The sequence below is a fragment of the Pseudomonas sp. NFACC10-1 genome (assembly GCF_900119195.1).
GTDB classification, from domain to species: Bacteria; Pseudomonadota; Gammaproteobacteria; order Pseudomonadales; family Pseudomonadaceae; genus Aquipseudomonas; species Aquipseudomonas cerasi.
In genome coordinates this window covers 53,243-78,173 of sequence record NZ_FPJB01000001.1, presented here as the reverse complement: position 1 = coordinate 78,173, position 24,931 = coordinate 53,243, and the positions used below count along the sequence as shown (strand labels likewise).

Sequence of the window (24,931 nt, the reverse complement as noted above, 5' to 3'; positions counted from 1 at the left end):
CGGGTTTTTTATGGGTACAGCTTTTACAGCCCGATTACACGGTGAGGCCCTGCCCGCTCATGGCCAGGTCCAGCAGCTCGCGGTTGGCAACCGCGTACATCGCGTAATCCGTGCCGCTTGCCGCACGCAGTTCGACCAGCATGGCACGCCAGCGCTCGACCATCAGAGCATGCTGTTCCAGCCACAGGGCCAGACGCGCGTCGATTTCCGAAGGACCGTCGGCCATCTGCAGAACAGACACGGTGATTGCCCGCTGTTGCCAGTCGACATCGTCACGGAACGCTTCACGCGCCAGCGCCTGCCAGTTGTTTTCCACCGGCAGGCTGCTGATCTGTTGCAAGTACCAGGTGATGTCCAGCGCGCTGCCAACGGCAAAGTACGCCTTGGCGACATCGGCAGCGTTCTGCCCGGTCACATCGGAGGCTTCGATGATCGGCAACAGCGTGTACAGATGTGTCGTACCGGCGACCATGCGCGCCAGCAGTTCCGGCACACCGGCTTCGACATACGCCTGATAACGGGTCTGCCACATCTCGCGGGTAGGCCCTTCCAGCAGCTCGTCAAGCTTGAGGCCCAGTGCAGCAAGGTGCGGACCGAAGTGCGCCACGTCACGGCCAGCGTCCAGTTCATTGCGACGACTGCGCAGGAACCAGCGCGTGGCACGACGCCCCAGACGCATCAGCTCATCCATCAGCGCCAGCTGGATTTCCGCCGAAACCTTGTAGTCCAGCGCCTCGATCTGACGGAACCAGTGCGGCAGGTGGAAGATGTCACGCACGATCACGTAGGCACCGGCCACCGCAGCCGCGCTCATGCCGGTCGACTCTTTGAGCCGCTGCACGAAGGTGATGCCCATGTGGTTGACCAGATCGTTGGCGATCTGCGTGCTGACGATCTCGCGCTTCAGACGATGGCCGCGCATGGCTGTGGAAAACCTGGCGCCCAGCGAAGGCGGGAACGCGGTTTCCATATCACGCGCCAGATAGTCGTCATCCGGCACACGGGATTCCAGCAACGCTTCCTTGAGGTCGATCTTGCTGTACGAGATCAACACCGACAGCTCGGCACGACTCAAGCCCTGCTTGGCTGCAATCCGCTCGGCAATCTGCTCTTCGGCAGGCAGGAATTCGATGGCACGATCAAGCTTGCCACGCGCCTCCAGGTCACTCATCAGACGCTTGTATTCGGCAATCCGCTCGTAAGCGCGACGGGCTGCCAGCGACAACGCCTGGGTCTGCTTGTAGTTGTTGCCCAGCACCAGGTGGCCTACTTCATCGGTCATGCTTTCGAGCAACTGATTGCGTTGCTTCTCGGTCATGTCACCGGCCTGCACCACTTCGTTGAGCAGGATCTTGATGTTCACTTCGTGGTCGGAGCAGTCCACACCGCCCGCGTTGTCGATGAAGTCGGTGTTGGTCGCGCCGCCATTGAGGCCGAACTCGACACGGCCCAGCTGGGTCATGCCCAGGTTGCCGCCCTCGCCCACCACCTTGCAGCGCAGCTCGTTGCCGTCGACGCGCAGCGCATCGTTGGCCTTGTCGCCCACATCGGCATGCGATTCTTCGCTGGACTTCACGTACGTGCCGATACCGCCGTTCCACAACAGATCGACCGGCGCCTTGAGCAGCGCATGCAGCAGTTCGGTCGGGGTCAGCTTGTCGGCCTTGATATCGAAGCGCGCCTTCATCTGTTCGGTGATGGCGATACTCTTCAGGCTGCGCGGGAAGATCCCGCCGCCAGCGGACATGATGCTGGTGTCGTAGTCGGTCCAGGACGAGCGCGGCAGATTGAACAGGCGCTGACGCTCTGCAAAGCTGCTGGCCGGGTCCGGATTCGGATCGATGAAGATGTGCAGGTGGTTGAACGCTGCGACCAGTTGCAGCTTGTCAGACATCAGCAGGCCGTTGCCGAACACGTCACCGGCCATGTCGCCGATACCGATCACGCTGATGCTGTCCTGCTGCACATTGATGTCACGTTCACGGAAGTGACGCTGTACGCCCACCCAGGCACCCTTGGCGGTGATGCCCATCTTCTTGTGGTCATAACCGGCAGAACCACCGGAAGCGAAGGCGTCACCCAGCCAGAAGCCGTAATCGATGGCAATGCCGTTGGCGATGTCGGAGAACGTCGCCGTGCCCTTGTCGGCGGCCACCACCAGATACGGGTCATCGTCGTCATGCCGCACGACGTTGACCGGCGGCACCAGCGCGCCTTCCTTGAGGTTGTCGGTGATGTCCAGCAGCCCGGAGATGAAGATGCGGTAGCAGGCGATTGCCTCGGCCTGCACTTCGTCGCGGTTGCCGGTGGTCGGCAGGCGACGCGGCACGAAGCCGCCCTTGGCACCTACCGGCACAATGACCGAGTTCTTCACCTGCTGGGCTTTTACCAGGCCCAGCACTTCGGTACGGAAGTCTTCCTCGCGGTCCGACCAGCGCAGGCCGCCACGCGCCACGTTGCCGAAGCGCAGATGCACGCCTTCGACACGCGGCGAATAAACGAAGATTTCAAACTTGGGCACCGGCTTGGGCAACTCGGGGATCAGGCGCGGGTTGAACTTGAAGCTGAAGTAGCCCTTGCTCTGCCCGTTGGCATCGGCCTGATAGAAGTTGGTCCGCAGGGTTGCCTTGATCAGGTCCAGATAACGACGCAGGATGCGGTCTTCGTTGAGCACCTGCACGTCGTCCAGCGCAGTCAGAATCGCCTGTTCCAGACGCAGCTGCTTGTCGTCAAGATCGTCGGAACCCAGCTTGCGCGCCAGATAGAACCGGGTCTTGAACAGACGCGTCAGCTCGCGGGCGATGTCGGTGTGGTTGTTCAGCGTGGTGGCGATGTAACCCAGGTCAAAGCCCAGACGAATCTGCTTCAGATAGCGCGCATAGGCACGCAGCAGTGCCACGTCGCGCCACGGCAGGCCGGCGGTGAGTACCAGACGGTTGAACGCATCGTTTTCGGCATCGCCGCGCACGATGTGCACGAACGCATCCTGCAGGGTGTCGTTGAGCTGCTGGATATCGAGGTTCAGACCTTCGCCGTAAGTAAAGGCGAAATCATGAATCCAGAACTCGCGACCGTTGGCATGATGCAGGCGGTACGGGAACTCGCCCAGCACCCGCAGGCCGAGGTTTTCCAGAATCGGCAACACGTCGGACAGGGCCAGCGGTGTATCGGCGTGATACAGCTTGCAATGCAATTGCTGGCGGCCACCGGCCAGTGGCTGGTAGAAGCTCATCACCAGCGGATTGGCTTCGCTGAGGCTCAGTACGTGCTGCATGTCGACGACTGCCGAATGCGCCGCAAAACGCTCGCGGTAGCCAGCCGGGAAGCCTTTCGGGAAGTCGGCCAGCACATTGGTGCCGTGCGCTTCACCGAAGCTTTCAACCACCAGACTGGCGTAGTCGTCCTTCCACGAACGGCACGCCTGAATGACTTCGTTTTCCAGCTGGGCGACGTCGATCTCCAGATTGATCTTCGGGTCTACGCGCAGAATCAACTGCACCCGCGCCAGCACCGATTCAGAGAAGAACGTCCAGAACTCGCAATCGCTGGCCTTGAGGCGATCCATCAAGACCTGCTGGATCTTCTGGCGCACTTCGGTGGAGTACACGTCGCGCGGCACATAGGCCAGGCAGTAGCAGAAACGCCCGTACGGGTCCTTGCGCAGGAACACGCGAATCTTGTTGCGCTCCTGAATCTGCACGATCGACATGACCGTGGTGAACAATTCGTCCACCGGCGTCTGGAACAGGTCGTCACGTGGCAGCACTTCGACCACCTGCGCCAGTTCCTTGCCCAGGTGCGCCTTGGCGTCGAAACCGGAGCGACGCTCGACCTCGGCGACCTTGCGACGGATGTACGGAATCTGTCGCACGCTCTCGCCATACACCGACGAGGTGTACAGGCCCATGAAACGACATTCCTTGATGACCTTGCCCGACGCGTCGATCTGCCGGATCGAAACGTAATCCGGGTACGCCGGACGGTGCACGCGGCTTGGATGCGCCGCCTTGGCAAACGACAGCAGCACCGGTTCCTGCAGGTATTTCACCGCGTAGTCTTCGATGTGCAGCTCTTCGCGGGTCAGACCAGGGCGCAGCAGTCGGGTCAGCCCCAGGAAGGACGACTCGTCGTAGACCAACTGGCCGCCTTCGCCGTCGTTACGCACTTCGAACTCTTCGTAGCCCAGGAAGGTGAAGTGGTTGTCCACCAGCCATTGCAGGAAGACCTTGATCTCGGCTTTTTCCTCGACGTCGGTGTTGGACTCGTTGGCATCGATACTGGCCAGCAGCTCGTGCAGACGCGCTTTCATCGGCCCGAAATCTTCGACGGCAGCGCGTACTTCGCCCAGCACCTGCTCCAGCTCGCGCGCCAGCACGTTCAACTCGCTGACGTTGGCGCAGCGGTCGATCTCCAGGTACATCAGCGATTCCTGCAGCACGTCGTCGCCGGCGGTGCCTTTGGGCAGCAGCTCGAGCAATTCGCCAGCAGCGCCGCGACGCACGCTCAGCACGGTGGTCTGCAGGGTGTGGATGCTGTAGCCGCGGCGGTTCAGCTCGGTGCGGACGGAGTCGACCAGAAACGGCAGGTCATGATGCAGCACTTCAACGGCAGTGTGAGTCGATTGCCAGCCGTGGCGCTCGTAATCGGGGTTGTAGACCCGGACCTGCGGGTGAGCATGTTCGAAACGCTCCAGCAGGCGCCATGCGGACAAGGTGCAGCCTGCCAGGTCGGAAAGCCGCCGCTGGGTGAGTTCGTCGAGGGAAATAATGCCGAAGAATTGCTCGGCGAACAGCGCCACTTGTGGCAGTGCCTGTTCGCTGATGTGCTGAGCCAGTGCCGCTTGCAGTTGATGCTGGAAGTCGGCCTTGCTGGCTGCGGTGAAGAACGCCATCTGTGGTACTCCGCTTTGGCTTTTATTGGGGAGGCTTGAAGAAGGTGTTGAAACCGGGGTGCCCTTGCATCCAATCGCGTGGGCATCACCTGATCGAGTGTAAAGCTAAAGTAGTAACGCGCGCCGTGTCAGGGTAGTCACATTTGTACATTGGAGTGAAAAAACGCTACGCGCACCCGACACCGTACACCACTTGTCCGCCATGCAGCTTAACGAGAGCTGAGCGCACACTGCTTACGAGGCTGCGACATATTCGGTCATCAGGTCGCGATACACTGCGCACGATGGTGCCAATATCGTCCGACATTATTTGCCCGGGACTGGCAAAATTCACTCACGCCTTACCTGGACAGACCCGGAGCCACCCATGCAAATCAAGACCGCCAGCCTCATCGCCAACCCGTGCGACGACGAATATGACGATATGGCGCTGCTCTGCTGCCACGCAGAAAACGGCATGCTGTTTTCCCTGACCCGCTTCCCGGACGAGAACGAAGTGGAAATCACCGTCAGCGACGACAAGTCACTGAGTGTGTCCAGCCTGAAAGTTACCTTCAGTGCCGAGCGCCTGCTGGTGGAAATCGACACGCAGGACGCCAAGCAGCTCGATGGCCACCATCAGTACGAAATTCTCCACGCCACCGATGCAGGCGAGTTGCAGGACGTTCACCAAACGTTACAGGTCATTCTCGAAAACGTCGGTGAGTACACCAGCACAATCAGCTGATGATCAAAAAAGCGCTAGAGTGAGTACTTCGCCGAACAGGAGTGTGTCATGAACCGCATTTTCGACGCCCACTGCCACATCATCGACCCACATTTCCCGCTGATCGCCAATAACGGCTATCTGCCGGAGCCGTTCGGTGTCGCTGACTACCTTGCGACGGTCCAGCCGCTGGGCGTACAGGGCGGCGCGGTGGTGTCCGGTTCCTTTCAGGGCTTTGATCAGGGATATCTTCTTCAGGCCCTGCGCCTGCTGGGACCGGGTTTCGTCGGTGTCACGCAATTGCCCGCCAGCGTCACCGATGCAGAACTGGACAACCTGAACGCGGCAGGCGTGCGCGCCTTGCGCTTCAACCTCAAGCGCGGCGGCTCGGAGCAGCTCGACCAGCTGGAGGCACTGGCCTTGCGTGTCCATGAACACGCAGGCTGGCACTCCGAGCTGTACATCGACTCGCGAGAACTGGCGCCCATCGAAACACGCCTGCGCAAACTACCTGCCATCAGCATCGATCACCTGGGGTTGAGTGCCGAAGGGCTGCCCGTGCTCCTGCGCCTTGCCGAGCACGGTGTTCGGGTCAAGGCCTGTGGTTTCGGCCGTGTTGACTTTCCGGTGCGCGAGGCGCTCAGGGATATCCACACCGCCAACCCGAATGCCCTGATGTTCGGCACCGACCTGCCGTCGACCCGCGCACCCCGCCCCTTCAGACCTGACGATATCGAACTGTTGATCGACGCACTGGGCGAAAGCGGCGCCCGTCAGGCGCTGTGGGAAAACGCGGCGGACTTCTATCGACTCTGACGCCGTGGTTCCGAGAGCCATAGCAAGCCTTCCTACATGGAGACCGATGGATCATGTAGGACAATACCTGCATAAATGACAGGCACTTCTCTAAATGCAATAAAAAACGCGGTAGTCGTTAGTCGATACCTGCCTGGATGGATTAAAGTATCGCCCCCAGCTCAGCAGTCACCAGACACCGCTGTTCGCCCTGCCAGGAACCGTCACCGATGGAACATCGTGAAGCGCTGATTGCGCTGCGAACTTTTCTTTCAACGCAGATCCTTGGCCAGGAAAAGCTGATCGAACGCCTGCTCATCGCTCTGCTTGCCGACGGCCACATGCTGGTCGAAGGCGCTCCCGGCCTGGCCAAGACCAAAGCCATCAAGGAGCTGGCAGAAGGCATCGAAGCCCAGTTTCACCGCATTCAATTCACCCCTGACCTGCTGCCTGCCGACATCACCGGTACGGAGATCTATCGCCCGGAAACCGGCAGCTTCGTGTTCCAGCAAGGGCCTATCTTCCACAACCTGGTGCTGGCCGACGAAATCAACCGTGCGCCGGCCAAGGTCCAGTCGGCGTTGCTCGAAGCGATGGCCGAACGGCAGGTCAGTGTCGGGCGCAGCACCTACGACCTGTCGCCGCTGTTTCTGGTCATGGCGACCCAGAACCCCATCGAGCAGGAAGGCACCTACCCGCTGCCCGAAGCCCAGCTCGACCGTTTTCTGATGCACGTCAAGATCGGCTTCCCGGATGCCGCCGTCGAACGCAAGATCCTTCAACAGGCGCGTGGCGAAGCCCTGAACGGCGAAACCAAGCCGGAGCGTCGCGTCAGCCAGCAGGCGATCTTTGCCGCACGCAAGGAAATCCTTGGCCTGTATATGGCCGATGCGGTCGAGGAATACCTGGTGCAACTGGTCATGGCCACCCGTACCCCGGCCAAGTTCGACCCTGAACTGGCCGAATGGATTGCCTACGGTGCCAGCCCGCGGGGTTCCATCTCGCTGGACCGCTGTGCCCGTGCACATGCCTGGCTGGCCGGACGCGACTTCGTCAGCCCCGAAGACATTCAGGCGGTGCTGTTCGATGTCTTGCGCCACCGGGTCATCCTGTCGTTCGAGGCCGAAGCGGCCGGTATCGATCAGGATCGCGTGATTCAGCGCATCCTCGACGTCGTGGCCGTCGCCTGACCCCATGCAACCCTACCTGATCCCCCAGCCGGGCATCCGCGTCAGCCTCAGCGAGCTGATCGAGATGCGTCATCGGGTGCGGGAAGTGCAGCTGTTTTCCACCCCGAGCCAACGCAGCCCGCTGATCGGCCTGCACCATTCCAAGTTGCGCGGGCGTGGTGTGGATTTCGATCAGGTGCGGGTCTATCAGGCCGGTGACGATGTGCGCAGCATCGACTGGCGCGTCACGGCACGCACGCAGGAGCCGCACACCAAGCTGTTCCATGAGGAACGCGAGCGGCCCATTTTCATTCTGGTGGAACAGAGCCGACGGCTGTTCTTCGGCTCCGGCCTGATGTTCAAGTCGGTACTCGCGGCTCAGGCGGCCGCGCTGATCGGCTGGGCGGCGCTGGAACACAACGACCGGGTCGGCGGGTTGGTATTCGGCGATAACGAACACTACGAGATCAAGCCGCGACGCAGCAAACAAAGCCTGCTGCAGTTGCTCAACCGGCTGGTGCGGGTCAATCAGTCGCTGCATACCGAGATTCCGCCAGACCGCGATGCGTTCGGCACTGCGCTGCGTCGCGCACGGGAAGTGCTGCGCCCCGGCAGTCTGGTCATCGTCCTGTGCGACGAGCGCGCCCTGTCCGATGCCGCCGAACAACAACTGAGCCTGCTGTCACGGCACAGCGACCTGCTGTTGCTGCCGCTGTCCGACCCACTGGACCGCGCCCTGCCCGCTGCCGGTTTGCTGCGCTTTGCCGAACGCGGCGCGCAACTCGAAATCGACACCCTCAACCCCGAACTGCGCCGCGCCTACCGACAACAGGGCGAGGAGCGCACGGCGCGCTGGGAGTTGCTGGCGCAGAAGCTGCGGGTATTGCTCATGCCATTGAGTACCCAGGCGGAGCTCGTCGAACAACTGCGCGAATACCTCAACGCGCGACGTCCGGTGAAGCGCAAATGAATCCCCTCGATCAGCTGGAGCCGCTGATTGCGCCCGAAGCCGTCGGCTTCTGGCCGCTTGCGCCGGGCTGGTGGCTGCTGCTGTTGCTGATCCCCGTGGCGGGCTGGGGTCTGTGGCGCTTGCGCAAACTGCTGCCGGCCAAGGCCCGCAACGTGCGCAGCGAACAGCCGCTGGACCCGGTTCGCCTCGCCGCGCTGGCGGAACTGGCCAGCCTGCCGAAACCCTACGACGGCGCGCCGGCCGGTGCCTGGCTGCAGCAGATCAACGGCCTGCTCAAGCGCCTGTGCCGTAACCACTACCCACACAGCCAGAGCCATACCCTTAACGGCCGCAAATGGCTGGCGTTCCTCGACAATCGCTGCCCGGCGGCCGGCCTGACGCGCTGGATGATTCTGGTTGAAGGCGCTTACAAGCCCGAGTGCAAACTGGACGACAAGGCCATCACCGGCCTGACTCAGGCAGTCGATACCTGGATCCGCAAACATGTTTGAGTTCGCCTGGCCGTGGGTCTTCGCCCTGCTGCCATTGCCGTGGCTGATGCGCGCCCTGCTGCCCATGGCCGACAGCGGCGAGCCCGCGCTCAAGGTCAGCTTTCTCAGTGAACTCGAAGGCCTGAGCGGTCGCCGCGCCAAAGCCAATCTGCCGGTGTGGAGACAGCGTGCGCCGTTCTTGCTGATCTGGCTGTTGCTGCTGATCGCCACGGCGCGACCGCAGTGGCTGGGCGAGCCGCTGCCGGTGGCTGCCAGCGGCCGCGATCTGCTGGTGGCGGTCGACGTGTCTGGCTCGATGGACTACCCGGACATGCAATGGAAAAGCGATGAAGTCAGCCGGCTGGTGCTGGTGCAACAACTGCTCGGTGACTTTCTCGAAGGCCGCAAGGGCGACAGGGTCGGCCTGATCCTGTTCGGCACCCAGGCGTTTGTTCAGGCGCCACTGACCTATGACCGCCGCACTGTGCGGGTCTGGCTCGACGAGGCGAGGATAGGCATTGCAGGCAAGAACACCGCACTGGGCGATGCCATCGGGCTGGCCCTGAAACGTCTGCGTATGCGTCCGGCCACCAGTCGTGCGCTGGTGCTGGTCACCGACGGCGCCAACAACGCCGGTCAGATCGATCCGATCACCGCCGCACGCCTGGCTGCCGAAGAAGGGGTGAAAATCTACCCGATCGGCATCGGCTCGGACCCTGACAAGGACGCGCTGCAGAGCGTACTTGGCCTCAACCCCAGTCTTGATCTGGACGAACCGACACTCAAGGAAATCGCCAGCCTAAGCGGTGGCCAGTATTTCCGCGCGCGCGATGGCGACCAACTGGAAAAAATCCGCGCCACCCTCGATGCCCTGGAGCCGGTGGCACAGCAGCCCACCCAGGCGCGTCCGGCGCAAGCGCTTTATCAATGGCCACTGGCGACAGCCCTGCTGCTGAGTGTGCTGCTGGTGCTGCGTGAGTTGTGGCCGAACAACGCCCTGCAACGCCTACTGACGGCGGTGCGTTCCATCAACTGGCGTGAGCGCTGCAAAAGCCTGTGGAGGTCGCGATGATCAGCGGGCTCTGGCCGCACTGGTTTCGCCCGGAATGGCTGCTGATCACGCCACTGCTGGCGCTGCTGATCTGGCGGCTCTGGCACCGGCAGAAACGCGCCGGACGCTGGCAAATGCTGCTGCCCACTCACTTTCACGAGGTGTTGCTCAACGGTGGGCGCGGCAGCAACAGTAAACTGCCATGGGTCGCGCTGGGGCTCGCCTGGTTGCTGGCCCTTTTCGCCTTGCTGGGCCCCAGTTGGCAGCGCGTCGAACAGATCAGCCAGAAGCCGGTCGATCCATTGGTGGTGATTCTCGAACTCACCCCACAGATGCTCGCCACCGACACGCCCCCTACCCGTCTGGAACAGGCAAGACGCAAGCTGCTGGACCTGTTGCAAAAGCGCAGCGATGCGCAGACCGCCGTCGTTGTCTACGCAGGCAGCGCACACACCCTGGTGCCGCTGTCCGATGATCTGGTCACCAGCCACAACCTGCTGGAAGCCATCAGACCGTCGATCATGCCGGTGACCGGCCAGCGCGCCGATCTGGCCGTGCAGAAAGCGCTGCACCTGCTCAAACAGGGCGCATTGGGTCAGGGGCGGATTCTGTTGATCACCTCGTCGCTGAGCGAACAGGAACGTCAGGGCATCCGTGCCGCGTTGCGCGGGCAATCGCCGCCACTGCTCATCCTCGGGGTCGGCACGCCCGAAGGCGCGCCGGTCACACAGGAAAACGGCAGCCTGCTCAAGGACGATCAGGGTGCGATTCTGGTCCCGCGCCTGGACAGCACCAGCCTCAACGAATTCGCCGATCAGGTCGGTGGCAGCTATCGCCAGGCACGCGGCGATGAAGAGGACTTGCGCAGCCTTGGTCTGTTGGCCAGCCCTCGACACATGAGCCGCGACGGCCAGTTCGTGCAACTCGACACCTGGGCTGACCAGGGCCACTGGTTGCTGCTGCCCCTGCTGCTTATCGCGGCACTGGCCGGTCGGCGCGGCTGGCTGTTCTGCCTGCCGCTGATATTCATGTTTCCGCAGAACAGCCAGGCGTTCGAGTTTCAGGACCTGTGGCTGCGTCCCGATCAACAGGGCCAGCGGTTGCTGGAACAGCACCGGCCAGCCGAAGCTGCGCAACGCTTCGAAGACTCGCGCTGGAAAGGCGTGGCGTTTTACCAGGCGCAAGACTACGCCAGCGCCGCCCGGCAGTTTGCCGAAGGCAACAGCGCCGCCGACCACTACAATCGTGGCAATGCGCTGGCCCGTAACGGCGAGCTGGCAGCGGCACTGGATGCCTACGAGCAGGCCCTGGACCGGCAGCCCGACTTCCCTGCGGCACAAACCAATCGGGCACTGGTGCAAAGTCTGCTGGATCAGACCGAAGAGCAGAAGCCTGCCCAGGACGAACAGAACAAGGCCGATCAGGGCGAAGAAGGTCAGCAGGCGTCGCAAGATCCCAATAGCAGCGCATCACCCGCCGAGCAGAACCCGTCCCGATCTGATCAACCCGGCACCAGCGAAAGCCTGCCGCCGGACAGCAGCGGCCAGGCCACCTCGGGCGAGTCGACGGACGACGAACAGACCACCCGCCCGCCGCTTCAGTCCGCTGACAGCCCCATGACCGGCGAGCGGCGTCAGGAACTGGAGCAGTGGCTGAGGCAGATTCCGGATGATCCGGGCGAACTGTTGCGGCGCAAATTTCGCTACGAACAGCAACATCAGGAAAAGACCCGATGAGTCGTGTTTACACCTTATTGATCGGCCTGCTGCTGAGCCTGATCACCTTGTCGCTGCAGGCTGCGCAACTGACCGCCAGCGTTGACCGCACGCGCCTCAACGCCGGGGAAACCGTCGAGTTGACGCTGGAAACCGACGATGTGACGCAGTTCGGCAAGCCGGACATGAGCGCCTTGGAAAGCAGTTTCGAGGTGCGCGACACGCGCCAGCTCAACAGCCTGAAAACCCTGGATGGCAGCAGCCAGGCAACGACGCGCTGGATCGTCACCCTGCTGCCTCGCGAGACAGGAAGCGTGTTGATTCCGTCGCTGCAACTGGGCGAGCTGAAAAGCCAGCCGCTGACCTTGCAGGTCCTGCAGAGCGAGCCCCAGGAGCAAGGCAACCATCTGGCATCGATCTTTATTGAAGCGAGCCTGGATCAGGACAGCGTGTATGTTCAGGCCCAGGCCGTGCTGACCCTGCGCGTCTACCACTCGGTGTCGCTGTTCGACGACAGCAGCCTGAGCCCCTTGCAAGTGCCGGACGCACGGGTCGAAAAACTCGGTGACTCGCGCACTTACGAAAAGCTGATCAACGGTGTGCGCCACGGGGTCATCGAGACACGCTACGCGATCTACCCGCAGCAGAGCGGCGTGCTGAAGATACCGGCGCAAGTGTTCAGCGCCACGCTGGTGCAGACGCCTGCCGAGGGTTCGCAAGCCCAGGACAGCAATCCGTTCGGCCCTCAGCCGGGCCGATCGGTGCGGGTCAAGTCCGCCGAAGTGCCGTTGACCGTCAAGCCCAAGCCTGCCGACTACCCGGCCGATGTCGCCTGGTTGCCGGCACGCAGTATCAACCTGGAAGAAAGCTGGAGCCCGGAGCCCGGCACTACGCAGGTCGGCGATTCGCTGACCCGCACCCTGACGCTCAAGGCCGAAGGGCTGGCCGGCGCGCAGCTGCCACCTCTGCCGCCCACAGAAGTACCCGGCCTGCGGCGTTACCCGGATCAGCCACAACTGCGCAACCTGCCCAGCGAACGCGGCCTGATCGGCACGCGCGAAGAACGCGAGGCCCTGGTGCCAGCCCGCGCCGGGGCAATCGACCTGCCTGCGGTTGAAGTGACCTGGTGGAATACCCGCGAAGATCATCTGGAGCACACCAGCCTGCCCGCGCGCACCCTGCAGATCAGCAGCAACCCCGGTCTGGCGGTGGACACGCCGGTGAACAACGACATGAGCGGCGTGACCGTGATCGGTCCGCCGGTCTGGCCGTGGCAGATGAGCACATTGCTGCTGCTTTGCACCACACTGCTCGGTTTCGGCCTGTGGTGGCGCGCCCGTGGACAGCCGGCAATCGCCCGGGCCGTGCAGACCGGGCCCAGCCCGCGTACCGTACTCGATGACCTCAAACGCGCCTGCCTGGCCAATGATCCGCAGGGCACCCGTCAGGCGCTCGACGCCTGGGCACGCCAGCAACCGGAAACCCTGGCCGAAATGGCCGCGCGTTTCGTGCCGCTGTCCGATGCCCTGGACGGTCTCAACGGTGCGCTGTACAGCGAAACCGGCAAACTGTGGCTGGGCGGGGACCTCTGGCGCGCGGTGCGCAAGCTGCCCGCCGCCGAACATATTCAGGACCCGGCAGGTGATGCCGGGTTGCCGCCGCTGTATCCCAAATAAGGATGCAGCTCAGGCAACACCCCTATACGACAAGGTAAACCAATGCGTCTGTTTCACACCTCTGACTGGCACCTGGGTCAGAACCTGCACGGCCAGGAGCGGGATTTCGAACACGCCTGTTTCCTGAACTGGCTACTGGCCCGTCTGGCCGACCGTAAACCGGATGTACTGTTGATCGCGGGCGACATCTTCGACACCGTCAACCCGCCGGTCAAAGCGCAGGAACGCCTGTACGACTTCATCGTCAACGCCCACGAGCAGCAGCCGCTGCTGACCATCGTGATGATCGCCGGCAACCACGACTCCGGCTCGCGTATCGAACTTCCCGCCCCGCTGATGCGCCGCTTGCGTACCCACGCGCTGGGCAGGGTGATGTGGCTGGACGATGGCGTGCTGGATGCCGAACGCCTGCTGCTGCCGTTGCCGGACGCCAATGGCGACATCAAGGCCTGGTGCCTGGCGCTGCCGTTCCTGCGTCCCGCCGAAGTCACCGGTCCGACCCTGGGCGATGACTACCTGCGTGGCATCGGCCGGGTGCATGAGCTGCTGATCGCGGCGGCTGACCTCAAGCGCCAGCCCGGTCAGGCATTGATCGCCATCAGCCACGCCCACATGGCAGGCGGCTCGGTCTCGGAAGACTCCGAACGCAGCCTGATCATCGGCAACGCCGAAGCCCTGCCGGCCAGCCTGTTCGGGCCGAGCATCACCTATGTTGCGCTGGGCCATCTGCACAAACCGCAGCGGGTCAACGGCGAGGAGCGCATTCGCTACAGCGGCTCGCCGATCCCGCTGTCCTTTTCGGAAATCAGCTATCAGCACCAGATTCTGGAGATCAATTGCGACGGCGAGACGCTGACCAGTGTCGAGCCGTTGTTCATCCCTCGCGCCGTCAACCTGCAACGCCTCGGGCCTGCGCCACTGGCCGACCTGCTGGTACAGCTCAAGGCGCTGCCGGACATCGACCTGCTCGCCGATCCGGACCGCCAGCCGTGGCTGGAAGTACGCGTGCGCCTGGATGAACCCCAGCCGGACCTGCGCAACCAGATCGAAAACGCCCTACAGGGCAAGGCCGTGCGGCTGGTACGCATCGGTGCCGAATATGCCGGCAAAGGCAGCGCGGACGGCAGCGAGGGTGACGCCACGCTGATCGAACTGGACCAGCTCACGCCTCAGGAACTGTTCAGCCGTGCCTGGCAGGACAACTTCGGCAGCGAGGTCGACGAACAGACGCTGACCGATTTCGCCACGCTGCTGCGCGAAGTCCAGCAGGAGAGCGAGCTGCCATGAAAATCCTCGCCATTCGCCTGAAAAACCTGGCCTCGCTGGCCGGCCCCTTTGAAATCGATTTCACTGCCGAGCCGCTGGCCAGCGCCGGACTGTTTGCCATCACCGGTCCTACCGGCGCGGGCAAAAGCACCCTGCTCGATGCCTTGTGTTTGGCACTGTTCGGGGCGATTCCGCGGCTGAGCAATATCGGCCAGTCCAAGGTCCCGGACATCGACGGCGACATCACCACCAGCGACCCACGTACCCTGCTGCGCCGCGGCACGGGCAGCGGTTACGCCGAGGTGGACTTCATCGGCATCGATCAGCGGCGTTATCGCGCGCGCTGGGAAACCAATCGCGCGCGCGACAATGCGACCAAAAAACTGCAGGCCAGCCGCCAGACCCTCACCGATCTGGACAGCGAGCAAATCCTCAGCAACCAGAGCAAACGCGAATTCGAGCAATTGATCGAAAATCGCCTGGGCCTGAACTTCGAGCAGTTCACCCGCGCCGTGATGCTTGCCCAGAGCGAGTTCAGCGCGTTCCTCAAGGCGGATGACAAGGAACGCAGCGAGCTGCTGGAAAAGCTCACCAACACTGCGATCTACAGCCAGCTAGGTCGGCGCGCGTACAGCAAAAGCAAGGAAGCCGAAGACGCCCTGAAAACCCTGACTGCGCAGGCCAGCAACATCATCCCGCTGGCCCCGGAACTGCTGGCTGAACTGGAACAACGCCTGAGCGACGCGCAGCAGCAGCTCAAGGCCCATCAGACACAGCAACGGCAACTGGAAATCAAACAGCAGTGGCTCACCGAACTGCACCGTCTGCGTGATGAACAGCTCGCTGCCCAGGAAGCCCTGAACAGTGCGCAACAGGCCTGGGACGACCACAGCGGAGCACGCAAGACCCTCGGCCAGCTGGAACGCCTGGGCCCGCAGCGTCATCGCTTCGCGCGTCGGATCACGCTGAATGCTCAGCTTGATCCGCTGGCTGAACAGATTCGCCAGCATCAGCAACAGCAGACCTCGCTGCACGACCAGCAGCAACAGCTGGAAAGCCACCGTACTCAGGCGCAGGCCAGTTTGCTGGAAGCCCAGCGAGCCCACAGCAGCGCCAAACCGCTGTTGCTGCAGGCTTTCGAAGCCCAGAACACCCTGAATCACCTGGCCCAGGAAATGGCCAAGGCGTCCGACCTGCACCAGCAGAGCGAGCAGCTCTGCATCCAGGGCCAGACCAGCCTGCAAACCCTGCTCGATCAGCAACAGCAGGTGGCTCAACGTCTGGAGCGCATTGCCGGGCAACTGCAGCACAGCAGCGAACTGGCGCCACTGGCTCAGGCCTGGAACGCGTGGCGTGACCGCCTGAAATCCCTCACGCTGATCGCCAATCGCCTCAAGCACGGGCACAGCGAGCTGCCTGCCCTGCAGCAACGTGCCAACACTGCCGATCAGCAGCTGACCGAGCAACGCAGCGCGCTGGAGTTGCTGTACCGCGAAGCCGATTGCGAAGTGGAGGCAGTGACCGAACAGGTGCAGATCCTCGGCAGCCTGTTGCAGGACAACCGCAAACAGCAGCGTGCCTTCGAGGAACTGGCCCGTCTGTGGGCCAGTCAGCAGGACGTCGACCGGCAGCTTGCCGAGCTGACCCAGCAACAGCAGAGCGCCCAGCAGCAACGCGAACAGCTCAACAGCGAAGGCCTTCGCGTTCGTGATGAACTGACCGTCGCCGAGCAGACCCTGACCGTTACCCGGCAACTGCTGGAGCGCCAGCGCCTCGCCCGCAGCGCCAGTGTCGAGGAGTTGCGCGTGCAGTTGCAGGACGACCAGCCCTGCCCGGTCTGCGGCAGCATCGAACACCCCTGGCATCAGCCGGAGGCGCTCCTCGAAAGCCTCACGCAACACGACGACAACGAGCAGGCCAGCGCGCAGAAAGCCGTGGACCTGCTGACCGAGCAACGCAATCAATTGCGTGAGCAGGTCGGTGGCGTGATCGCCCGGCAGAAAGAGCTGCTGCGTCAGCACGAACAGCTCAACGCGCGCCATCAGGCCCTGGCACCGGACCTGGAGTCACATCCTCTCGCCGCCCAATTGCTCGACCGGGACGCCGACAAGCGCGACGGCTGGTTGAGCCAGCAATTGAGTCAACTGAGCGAAGTCATCAGCCGTGACGAGCAACGTCAGCAAGCCTTGCTGACCCTGCAAAAAGACGCTGCACGCCTGCAGCAGCAGCTGCAGGCGGCGAGCGAAGCCAGCCAGACCGCTGCGGGCCATGTTGCCGAGCAGCTCAAGCAACTGGAGGTCGACGGGCAGCGGCTGGAAGAAGAACTGACGGCATTCACGCCGCTGGTATCGCCCCATGTGCTTGCAGGTCTGCGCAGCGATGCATCGGCAACCGTGCTGCAGCTAGAACAGCAGGTGACCCAGCGTCTCGATCAACTGGAGCAGCAACACGAAGAGCAGCAGGAGCAAACCGAGCGTCAGCAGAAGATCGAGAAGCAGCAGGTCGAGCAGCAGACTCGCGTGCACCGCCAGACCGACCTGGCGCAGGAAGTCACCCGGCTCGGCGAGCAACGGCATAACAGTCAGCAGACACTTGCCGGTCTGCTGGGCGACCACGCCAGCGCAGAGCAATGGCAACAGGCGCTGGAGCAGACCATCGAGCAGGCCAGACAGGCAGAAAGTCTGGCGGCGCAGGCGCTGCAGGATATCCACAATCAACTGATTCAACTGGCTGCCGAGCTCAAGTCCGGACAGCAACAGCAGCAGGCCCTGCAACAGGAACTGGCTGAACTTGATGTGCAGATCAGCGAATGGCGCGCTCAGCATCCGCAACTGGACGATAGCGCGCTGGACACCCTGCTGACCTACGACGACGCACATATCGAGCAACTGCGTGTGCAATTGAGTAGCACCGACAAGGCGCTGGAGCAGGCAAAAGTATTGTTGCAGGAACGCGATCAGCGCCTGCAACAGCATCAGGCGCAACACAGTGATCTGACCGACAGTGCGCAACTGGAAGCAGCGCTGCAACAGGCCCATGAACAGTCGGCGCTCAGTGAGCAGCACTGCGCCGACCTGCGTGCCGAGCTCAGTGAAGATCAGCGCCGCCGCAACGCCAGCAGCGAGCTGCAGACGCGCATCGCTGACGCCAACAGCGAATACCTGCGCTGGGCACGTCTGGCGTCGTTGATCGGCTCGGCAGAAGGCGACAGGTTTCGCAAAATCGCCCAGGCCTACAACCTTGACCTGCTGGTCCACCATGCCAATGCGCAGCTCAGGCAACTGGTGCGCCGTTACCGCCTGAAACGCGGCGGCAGCATGCTCGGTCTGCTGGTCATGGACACTGAAATGGGCGACGAACTACGCTCGGTTCATTCGCTGTCCGGCGGGGAAACCTTCCTCGTCTCGCTGGCACTGGCGCTGGGCCTCGCCTCGATGGCATCCAGCACCTTGCGCATCGAGTCACTGTTCATCGATGAAGGTTTCGGCAGCCTCGATCCGGAATCGCTGCAACTGGCGATGGACGCCCTCGACGGCTTGCAGGCGCAGGGCCGCAAGGTCGGCGTGATTTCCCACGTCCAGGAAATGCACGAACGAATCCCGGTGCAGATCAAGGTACGTCGTCAGGGCAATGGATTGAGCACAATCGAGGTGGGCAACTGAGGGACCTGCGACGCGGAACGTGAGGCACGGCAGTTGACTATCGTTCCTCACGCTGCGCGTGGGAATGCCGTTCTGGACGCTCTGCGTCCGCCTCTTGAATGTTGTGCCACCAGCGCTTTCGCGAACAGGCTCGCCTGACATTCCGTGCATGGTCTGCCACGCATTGGGCAGTAAGTCGCAGGGACCTGTGTGGGCGAACATGCTCGCGAAAGCGTGACGGCTGATCAATCACTGGGCAGATTTGTGGTCCAGCGCTGCGTAGAAATTAGCGCTCTGCTGCAGGTATTTGGTTGTGTACGTCTGAGTCGCATGGGCTTTCTTGTCGTTCACTTCGACACTGGCGCTGGCCGGAAGAGCGACGCTTGCCGAGATAGCAGATGCAGCGATGATGGAGAAAAGATTGAAATTCATGTCGGTCACCCCTCTTGTCTGTCTGTACGCTGGTTTGAAGTCCTGACCGTTATGGCCGTGACTCAAACTTACGCCCGAGGGTGGTTCAGCAGAAATCTTTTGTAGCACTAACCCATATCATCAAGAATGATAACGGCTCCAGCCCTTGTATCTTGGGGGCTGGAGCCGGGGCAGCTTACTTGTCGTTCAGAAAACGCAGGTACGAAGGTGCATCGGCATCGAATTTCTGCACCGTTTCACCGATCTTCCCGCTCTGCGGATCACGGCGTACGGTCACGATCTGGTTGCTTTTCTGATTGGCGAACAGCATGAACGTGCCGGTCGGATCGAAAGCAAACTCGCGTGGCTCCTTGCCTTCCAGAGAGCGACGCTGAATTTCTTCAAGCTTGCCGCTGGCCTGATCGATGCGGAACACCACGACCTGATTCGCGTCACCCCGATTGGTCACGTACAGAAACTTGCCATCCGGTGAAGTGTGCAAGGCGCCACCACCGTTTTTCTCTTCCACGCCGTTGTTCTTCATGTCGACCAGTTGGGTCTGCTTGAAGCCGCCGTCATGGTAGTCGAACACTGCGACCTGGGCGGTCATTTCCAGCACCAGCCAGGCATGCTTGCCATCCCCACTGAAAAGGGTATGCCGGGGTCCGGAGCCGCCCGGCAACTGCACGAACGGCACCTTGGCTGGCTGCAATGGCTTGGCCTGGCTGGCGTCATACTGATAGACAAACAGCTTGTCAGCGCCCAGGTCGGCGCTCACCACGTACTTGTCATCCGGGGTCGGCACGGCCAGGTGCACATGCGACGACATCTGCCGCTCACTGTTGACCTTGCTTCCAGGACCCAGCGGCAGCACCTGAACGGCTTCGCTCAACGTGCCGTCCTTGCCCACCGGCACCACGGTCAGCGCACCGCCCGGGTCGGGGTTTACGGCGTAGTTGGCCACGAACAGGTAACGGCCATCGTAGCTCAGGCTGGAGTGCGTCGGTTCTTCACCACGGCTTTGAACCTGATTGATCGGCGTGATCTGACGGGTTTTCGGGTCGATCGCAAAGCTGCTGACCTTACCGACCACGTCTTTTTGTCCGGGACCATTTTCATTGACCGCGAACAGGTAGCGCTGGTCTCTGGAGACGGTCAGCCACGACGGGTTTTCGGCTTTGACCACTTGCAGCGGCTTGGCGCCGATCATCCCGGTTTTGCTGTCGAAGGCAAAACGATAGATCCCTTCACTCTTGCCTTGCGTGTAGGAACCTATCAGCAATTCAGTATCGGGCATGGCTTGGGCCTGCAAGGTAAATGCGCTCATGGCACTGGCAATCGCCAGCCACGGCAGAAATTTATGGGGCATGGGGGCATCCCTTGTTATCGAAGTTATTGATGCCTGTTACGGCACTGTCGGGGTCTATGACAGCGCCAGCCCGCATTTACTCAATCCTGCGCAGAATCATCTTCATCGGAAGGGGTGAAGGCATCCAGGCAGATGATCCGGTGATCGGCGTTGCCGTCGTTGATCACCCAGCTTTGCAGGGATTCATCGAAGGTCGCAGCATCGACTTGCGCCTTGGTGAAGCGCCATACCTTGCGCTCACGGCCGTCCATGCATTCGACGTTCAGTTCCTCGCCCAGAGAGAAGTCCCAGGCGTGCAGCCCGTCGATTTCCAGCATGGTGGTGGCTTCGAGTGCGGCGAGCAGTGTGGTGGGTGTGGTAGTCATGAAATTCATCCGGCCAGCAAAAGCGCGAATGATAGGGCAAAAGGCAGGCGTAGATACAGTCGGAGCGCAAGTAGAGCCGTACCAGCGCCGAGCGCTGGCACGGTGAGCAATCAAACAGGGACTGCGCTTACAGCTTGCCGATGCCGCCCGGCTGAAACACCGGCTCGCTCGGTGCCAAACCGTTGACCAGCGGCTTGCCGAACTCGGCCTGACTGATCTCGAAACGATCGCCCGGCTGGGTGCGCACGCCATCGGCAAACGACAGCGTCGCGGTGCCGAAGAAATGCACATGCACGTCACCGGGCCTGAGGAACTGTGCGTACTTGAAGTGATGGTATTCAAGGTTTTCCAGGCTGTGGCACATGTTCGCTTCGCCACTGAGGAACTCTTTTTCCCACAGCACCTTGCCGTCGCGCCAGACCCGGCTGGTGCCCGACAGGCTTTGCGGCAAGTCGCCCACGCGCAACTCCGGACCGAAAGAACAGGCGCGCAGTTTCGAATGCGCCAGATACAGGTAGTTGCGACGCTCCATGACGTGATCGGAGTATTCGTTACCGATGGCGAAGCCCAGGCGATAAGGCTTGCGGTCATGACCGATCACATACAGGCCGCTCAGCTCGGGCTCTTCCCCGCCATCTTCGGCAAAGGGCGGCAGCGAAAACGAATGTCCGGGGCGCACGACAATGCTGCCATCACCCTTGTAGAACCACTCTGGCTGAACACCGGCCTGCCCCGCTGCCGGCTTGCCGCCTTCGACGCCCCATTTAAAGATACGCATGGTGTCGGTCATCGAGGCTTCGTCGCCGGACTGCTGGTGCATCTTGTCGCGTGCCGACGCACTGCCCAGATGGGTCAGCCCGGTGCCGCTGACCAGCAGGTGCGCCGGATCAGGATGGTCGAGCGGCGGCAGGATCCGCAACGCCTCAAGCAACTGCGAATAGTCGTGCGTCTCGCCAACGCCACGCTGCTCGACCTGGTGCGCCAGAGCCGAACCCGCCTCGATTGCCGCCAGCGCCAGCTCGCGAACACTTTCGACACCCTGGACCTCACGCACCTGATCACCATCGACCAGACCGACCCGGCGCTGACCGTCGCTCAATTCAAACTGTACTAACCGCATGAAATTCTCCTTCCAGATAATGGGCCGCTGAAAACCTATCTCGCCTTGGCACTCGCCGCGAAGTCGGACACTGGCAGCACATGCTTGCGCTCCAGCACGTGATAGACGATGCCGGTCAGCAGCAGCCCGAAGACCATGACACCCGACAGAAAATAGAGGCCCGATGCCAGGCTGCCGGTGATTTCCTTCAACGCACCGATCACGAACGGCCCGATGTAGCCGCCCAGGTTGCCGACCGAATTGATCAGCGCGATACCGGCTGCGGCACTGGCACCCGCGAAGAACCGCCCCGGCAAGGTCCAGAACACCGCCGTGCAGGAAAACAGCGCGAACGCCACGACGCACAATGCAGCCAGCTGCGCCACCGGCATGGTCAGCCAGGCGCTGCAGAACAGGCCGATGGCACCCAGCACATAGAGCACGGCCAGATGCCCGTAACGGTCGTTGAGGCGATCGGAACTGCGCGGCACGATCAGCAGGCCAATGATGCCGAAAATGTAAGGCACCGATGACACGAAGCCGGTGGTCAGGTCACTGCCACCGAACTGTTTGATCAGCGTCGGCAGCCACAGGCCCAGACCGTAGATGCTCAAGGTCACTGGCAGATAGAACAGCGCGAGAAGCAACACACGCTTGTCTTTCAAGGCGTGCAACGGATTGCCGTGGCGGGTCTGGCCGTATTCTTCCAAGTCCTTTTTCAGCTCACCGGTCAGCCAGTCCTTCTCGGCCTGATCCATCCATTTGACCTGCTGCGGACCATCCGGCAACCAGCGCAGCACCGGCCAGGTCAGCAGAATCGCTGGCGTGCCGATGACGATGAACAGCCATTGCCAGCCATGCAGACCGAGTATGCCGTCCATGCCCAGCAAACCGCCGGAAACGGGCCCGGTGATCATCATGGCGATGGGTTGCGAGAGGATGAAAAGGCCAAGGATCTTGCCGCGATGGCGCACCGGAAACCACTGGGTGATGTAGTACAGCACACCGGGAAAGAAGCCCGCCTCGGCAGCGCCCAGCAGAAACCGCATCACGTAGAAGCTGTGCGGCCCCTGGACGAAGGCCATGCCGATGGTGATCGCGCCCCAGGTGATCATGATCCGCGCGAACCAGCGGCGTGCGCCGAAGCGCTCAAGCATCAGGTTGCTGGGGATCTCCAGCAGGAAGTAACCGATGAAGAACAGTCCGGCACCCAGCCCGTAGGCGGCGTCGCCGATACCGATGTCCGCGCCCATGTGCAGCTTGGCAAAGCCCACGGCAGAGCGATCTACATAAGCGATCAGGTACAGCAGGATAAGGAAAGGAATCAGTTTGAACGTAATGCGGCGTATAAGCCGCAGTTCCTGGCTCATGTAGGCGGTCTCCCATTGTTTTTGTTATGGAACCTGCGGGGATCGCCTCTGTGCCTGGGGGCTGAATAACGCAGCACATGCGCCAGGATGATCCCTCGTCTACAACCGACTATATAGTAATACTATTTAAACTGACAACTCTTCCAATACGCGTTTTTTAGGCTTACCTTAGCCAGCAGTATCGCCATTAAGTCTTACAATAAGAGAGCCGATCATGTCTGACTCCGATAAAAAACCGACCCTCCGTTCTGCCCAGTGGTTTGGCACCGCCGACAAGAATGGCTTCATGTACCGCAGCTGGATGAAGAATCAGGGCATTGCCGACCACCAGTTTCAGGGCAAGCCGATCATCGGCATCTGCAATACCTGGTCGGAGTTGACCCCCTGCAACGCGCATTTCCGGCAGATCGCCGAGCATGTCAAACGTGGCGTGATCGAAGCAGGCGGCTGGCCGGTGGAGTTTCCGGTGTTTTCCAACGGCGAATCCAACCTGCGCCCTACCGCAATGTTCACCCGCAACCTGGCGAGCATGGACGTTGAGGAAGCGATTCGCGGCAACCCCATCGACGGGGTCGTGCTGTTGACCGGTTGTGACAAGACCACCCCTGCCCTGTTGATGGGCGCTGCCAGTTGCGACATCCCCGCCATCGTTGTCACCGGCGGACCGATGCTCAACGGCAAGCATGAAGGCAAGGACATCGGCGCCGGAACCATCGTCTGGCAGATGCACGAGTCCTACAAGGCCGGGACCATCAGCCTTGATGAATTCCTGTCCGCCGAAGCCGGCATGTCGCGTTCGGCTGGCACCTGCAACACCATGGGCACGGCGTCGACCATGGCCTGCATGGCCGAAGCGCTGGGCACTTCGCTGCCGCACAACGCGGCCATTCCGGCGGTGGATTCGCGGCGTTACGTGCTGGCGCACATGTCCGGCATGCGTGCCGTCGACATGGTCCGCGAAGACCTGCGCCTGTCGAAGATTCTCACCAAGGCTGCGTTCGAAAACGCCATCCGGGTCAACGCGGCCATCGGTGGCTCGACCAACGCCGTCATCCACTTGAAAGCCATCGCCGGACGCATCGGCGTCGATCTGGACCTGGATGACTGGTCGCGTATGGGCCGTGGCATGCCGACCATCGTCGACCTGCAACCGTCGGGGCGCTTCCTGATGGAAGAGTTCTATTACGCTGGCGGCCTGCCCGCCGTGCTGCGGCGCATGAACGAGGCCAGCCTGCTGCCCAACCCGGATGCCCTGACCGTCAATGGCAAGAGCATCGGCGAAAACACCTGCAACTCACCGATCTATGGTGAAGATCAGGTGATCCGCGCGCTGGATAACCCGATCCGCGCCGACGGCGGGATTTGCGTGCTGCGCGGTAACCTCGCACCACTGGGTGCCGTGCTCAAGCCCTCGGCCGCGACCCCGGCGCTGATGCAGCACCGTGGCCGCGCAGTAGTGTTCGAGAATTTCGAGATGTACAAGTCACGGATCAACGACCCGGATCTGGACATCGATGCCAGCTCGGTCATGGTGCTCAAGAACTGCGGCCCCAAAGGTTATCCGGGCATGGCCGAGGTCGGCAACATGGGCTTGCCAGCCAAGCTGCTGGCACAGGGCGTGACTGATATGGTGCGTATTTCCGATGCGCGCATGAGCGGCACGGCTTACGGCACAGTGGTTCTGCATGTGGCGCCGGAAGCCGCAGCCGGCGGTCCGCTGGCGGTGGTCAAGGAAGGCGACTGGATCGAGCTGGACTGCGCTGGCGGACGTCTGCATCTGGACATCCCGGAAGCCGAACTGGCGGCGCGCCTCGCCGATTGGCAGGCACCGCAGCAGCTGTTGCTCGGTGGCTATCGTCAACTGTACGTAGACCGGGTGATGCAGGCAGACCAGGGCTGTGATTTCGACTTCCTGGTCGGTTGCAGAGGCGCCGAAGTCCCTCGTCACTCGCACTGAACGAAACGGC

General features: G+C 61.9%; 17 protein-coding genes. 11 read left to right on the top strand and 6 right to left on the bottom strand.

All coding sequences use genetic code 11. The annotated features are described in order from the left end of the window. Window positions 1-34 precede the first annotated feature (34 nt). Entirely contained in the window at window positions 35-4,891 is a 4,857-nt protein-coding gene (locus BT119_RS00255) for an NAD-glutamate dehydrogenase (protein WP_072364420.1), read from the bottom strand. Window positions 4,892-5,258: 367 nt separating this feature from the next. Here BT119_RS00255 and BT119_RS00250 point away from each other — a divergent pair, with 367 nt between their 5' ends. The 10 genes from BT119_RS00250 (at window position 5,259) to BT119_RS00205 (ending at window position 18,371) form a co-directional block, all read left to right on the top strand. Beyond that, window positions 5,259-5,618, top strand: a complete 360-nt coding sequence (locus BT119_RS00250) for a hypothetical protein (protein WP_004414094.1) — start codon at window positions 5,259-5,261, stop codon at window positions 5,616-5,618. 48 nt (window positions 5,619-5,666) lie between these two features. Further along, window positions 5,667-6,413 (top strand): amidohydrolase family protein, encoded by a 747-nt coding sequence (locus tag BT119_RS00245; RefSeq protein ID WP_072364418.1) that lies wholly within the window; start codon window positions 5,667-5,669, stop codon window positions 6,411-6,413. Window positions 6,414-6,622: 209 nt separating this feature from the next. After that, window positions 6,623-7,582 carry an AAA family ATPase gene (locus BT119_RS00240; protein ID WP_003342804.1) on the top strand — a complete coding sequence of 320 codons (960 nt, stop codon included), beginning with the start codon at window positions 6,623-6,625 and terminating at the stop codon, window positions 7,580-7,582. A 4-nt stretch (window positions 7,583-7,586) separates the two neighbouring features. Continuing rightward, window positions 7,587-8,531, top strand: a complete 945-nt coding sequence (locus BT119_RS00235) for a DUF58 domain-containing protein (RefSeq protein WP_003318876.1) — start codon at window positions 7,587-7,589, stop codon at window positions 8,529-8,531. Then, a complete protein-coding gene (locus BT119_RS00230) occupies window positions 8,528-9,022 on the top strand; it encodes a DUF4381 domain-containing protein (protein WP_004414100.1) in 495 nt (164 codons plus the stop codon). The genes BT119_RS00235 and BT119_RS00230 overlap by 4 nt, the downstream gene beginning before the upstream one ends. Beyond that, the gene (locus BT119_RS00225; RefSeq protein ID WP_004414102.1) at window positions 9,015-10,073 is read left to right on the top strand and encodes a vWA domain-containing protein; all 1,059 of its coding nucleotides are present in this window, start codon (window positions 9,015-9,017) and stop codon (window positions 10,071-10,073) included. The genes BT119_RS00230 and BT119_RS00225 overlap by 8 nt, the downstream gene beginning before the upstream one ends. Continuing rightward, window positions 10,070-11,788 (top strand): VWA domain-containing protein, encoded by a 1,719-nt coding sequence (locus tag BT119_RS00220; protein WP_072364416.1) that lies wholly within the window; start codon window positions 10,070-10,072, stop codon window positions 11,786-11,788. The genes BT119_RS00225 and BT119_RS00220 overlap by 4 nt, the downstream gene beginning before the upstream one ends. Further along, window positions 11,785-13,443, top strand: a complete 1,659-nt coding sequence (locus BT119_RS00215) for a BatD family protein (RefSeq protein ID WP_024661609.1) — start codon at window positions 11,785-11,787, stop codon at window positions 13,441-13,443. The genes BT119_RS00220 and BT119_RS00215 overlap by 4 nt, the downstream gene beginning before the upstream one ends. Window positions 13,444-13,485: 42 nt before the next feature. Continuing rightward, a complete protein-coding gene (locus BT119_RS00210; RefSeq protein WP_065350287.1) occupies window positions 13,486-14,730 on the top strand; it encodes an exonuclease SbcCD subunit D C-terminal domain-containing protein in 1,245 nt (414 codons plus the stop codon). Beyond that, window positions 14,727-18,371: an SbcC/MukB-like Walker B domain-containing protein gene (locus tag BT119_RS00205; RefSeq protein ID WP_072364414.1), complete on the top strand. Its 3,645-nt coding sequence runs from the start codon at window positions 14,727-14,729 to the stop codon at window positions 18,369-18,371. Before BT119_RS00210 ends, BT119_RS00205 begins: the two co-directional genes overlap by 4 nt. 228 nt (window positions 18,372-18,599) lie before the next feature. Here BT119_RS00205 and BT119_RS26180 read toward each other — a convergent pair whose 3' ends face one another. From BT119_RS26180 to BT119_RS00180, 5 genes are all read right to left on the bottom strand, one after another. After that, window positions 18,600-18,782, bottom strand: a complete 183-nt coding sequence (locus BT119_RS26180) for a hypothetical protein (protein ID WP_003305416.1) — start codon at window positions 18,780-18,782, stop codon at window positions 18,600-18,602. 175 nt (window positions 18,783-18,957) lie between these two features. Then, window positions 18,958-20,130 (bottom strand): lactonase family protein, encoded by a 1,173-nt coding sequence (locus BT119_RS00195; RefSeq protein ID WP_072364412.1) that lies wholly within the window; start codon window positions 20,128-20,130, stop codon window positions 18,958-18,960. An 80-nt stretch (window positions 20,131-20,210) separates the two neighbouring features. Continuing rightward, the gene (locus BT119_RS00190) at window positions 20,211-20,495 is read right to left on the bottom strand and encodes a DUF5629 family protein (RefSeq protein ID WP_003368505.1); all 285 of its coding nucleotides are present in this window, start codon (window positions 20,493-20,495) and stop codon (window positions 20,211-20,213) included. A 127-nt stretch (window positions 20,496-20,622) separates the two neighbouring features. Beyond that, window positions 20,623-21,615, bottom strand: a complete 993-nt coding sequence (araD1, locus tag BT119_RS00185) for an AraD1 family protein (protein WP_005755049.1) — start codon at window positions 21,613-21,615, stop codon at window positions 20,623-20,625. Window positions 21,616-21,650: 35 nt separating this feature from the next. Continuing rightward, the gene (locus tag BT119_RS00180) at window positions 21,651-22,964 is read right to left on the bottom strand and encodes an MFS transporter (RefSeq protein ID WP_003318619.1); all 1,314 of its coding nucleotides are present in this window, start codon (window positions 22,962-22,964) and stop codon (window positions 21,651-21,653) included. 214 nt (window positions 22,965-23,178) lie between these two features. Between BT119_RS00180 and BT119_RS00175 the strand changes: the two genes are divergently transcribed. Further along, entirely contained in the window at window positions 23,179-24,921 is a 1,743-nt protein-coding gene (locus BT119_RS00175) for an IlvD/Edd family dehydratase (protein WP_003368500.1), read from the top strand. Window positions 24,922-24,931: the final 10 nt, after the last annotated feature.

Bases quoted from the DNA above. Each gene is read 5' to 3' on its own strand.
- BT119_RS00190 (WP_003368505.1), bottom strand. From the start codon at position 20,495: ATGACTACCACACCCACCACACTGCTCGCCGCACTCGAAGCCACCACC.
- BT119_RS00175 (WP_003368500.1), top strand. From the start codon at position 23,179: ATGTCTGACTCCGATAAAAAACCGACCCTCCGTTCTGCCCAGTGGTTT.
- BT119_RS00225 (WP_004414102.1), top strand. From the start codon at position 9,015: ATGTTTGAGTTCGCCTGGCCGTGGGTCTTCGCCCTGCTGCCATTGCCG.
- BT119_RS00215 (WP_024661609.1), top strand. From the start codon at position 11,785: ATGAGTCGTGTTTACACCTTATTGATCGGCCTGCTGCTGAGCCTGATC.
- BT119_RS00220 (WP_072364416.1), top strand. From the start codon at position 10,070: ATGATCAGCGGGCTCTGGCCGCACTGGTTTCGCCCGGAATGGCTGCTG.
- BT119_RS00245 (WP_072364418.1), top strand. From the start codon at position 5,667: ATGAACCGCATTTTCGACGCCCACTGCCACATCATCGACCCACATTTC.
- BT119_RS00240 (WP_003342804.1), top strand. From the start codon at position 6,623: ATGGAACATCGTGAAGCGCTGATTGCGCTGCGAACTTTTCTTTCAACG.
- araD1 (WP_005755049.1), bottom strand. From the start codon at position 21,615: ATGCGGTTAGTACAGTTTGAATTGAGCGACGGTCAGCGCCGGGTCGGT.
- BT119_RS00235 (WP_003318876.1), top strand. From the start codon at position 7,587: ATGCAACCCTACCTGATCCCCCAGCCGGGCATCCGCGTCAGCCTCAGC.
- BT119_RS00180 (WP_003318619.1), bottom strand. From the start codon at position 22,964: ATGAGCCAGGAACTGCGGCTTATACGCCGCATTACGTTCAAACTGATT.
- BT119_RS00250 (WP_004414094.1), top strand. From the start codon at position 5,259: ATGCAAATCAAGACCGCCAGCCTCATCGCCAACCCGTGCGACGACGAA.
- BT119_RS00230 (WP_004414100.1), top strand. From the start codon at position 8,528: ATGAATCCCCTCGATCAGCTGGAGCCGCTGATTGCGCCCGAAGCCGTC.
- BT119_RS00195 (WP_072364412.1), bottom strand. From the start codon at position 20,130: ATGCCCCATAAATTTCTGCCGTGGCTGGCGATTGCCAGTGCCATGAGC.
- BT119_RS00255 (WP_072364420.1), bottom strand. From the start codon at position 4,891: ATGGCGTTCTTCACCGCAGCCAGCAAGGCCGACTTCCAGCATCAACTG.
- BT119_RS00205 (WP_072364414.1), top strand. From the start codon at position 14,727: ATGAAAATCCTCGCCATTCGCCTGAAAAACCTGGCCTCGCTGGCCGGC.
- BT119_RS26180 (WP_003305416.1), bottom strand. From the start codon at position 18,782: ATGAATTTCAATCTTTTCTCCATCATCGCTGCATCTGCTATCTCGGCA.
- BT119_RS00210 (WP_065350287.1), top strand. From the start codon at position 13,486: ATGCGTCTGTTTCACACCTCTGACTGGCACCTGGGTCAGAACCTGCAC.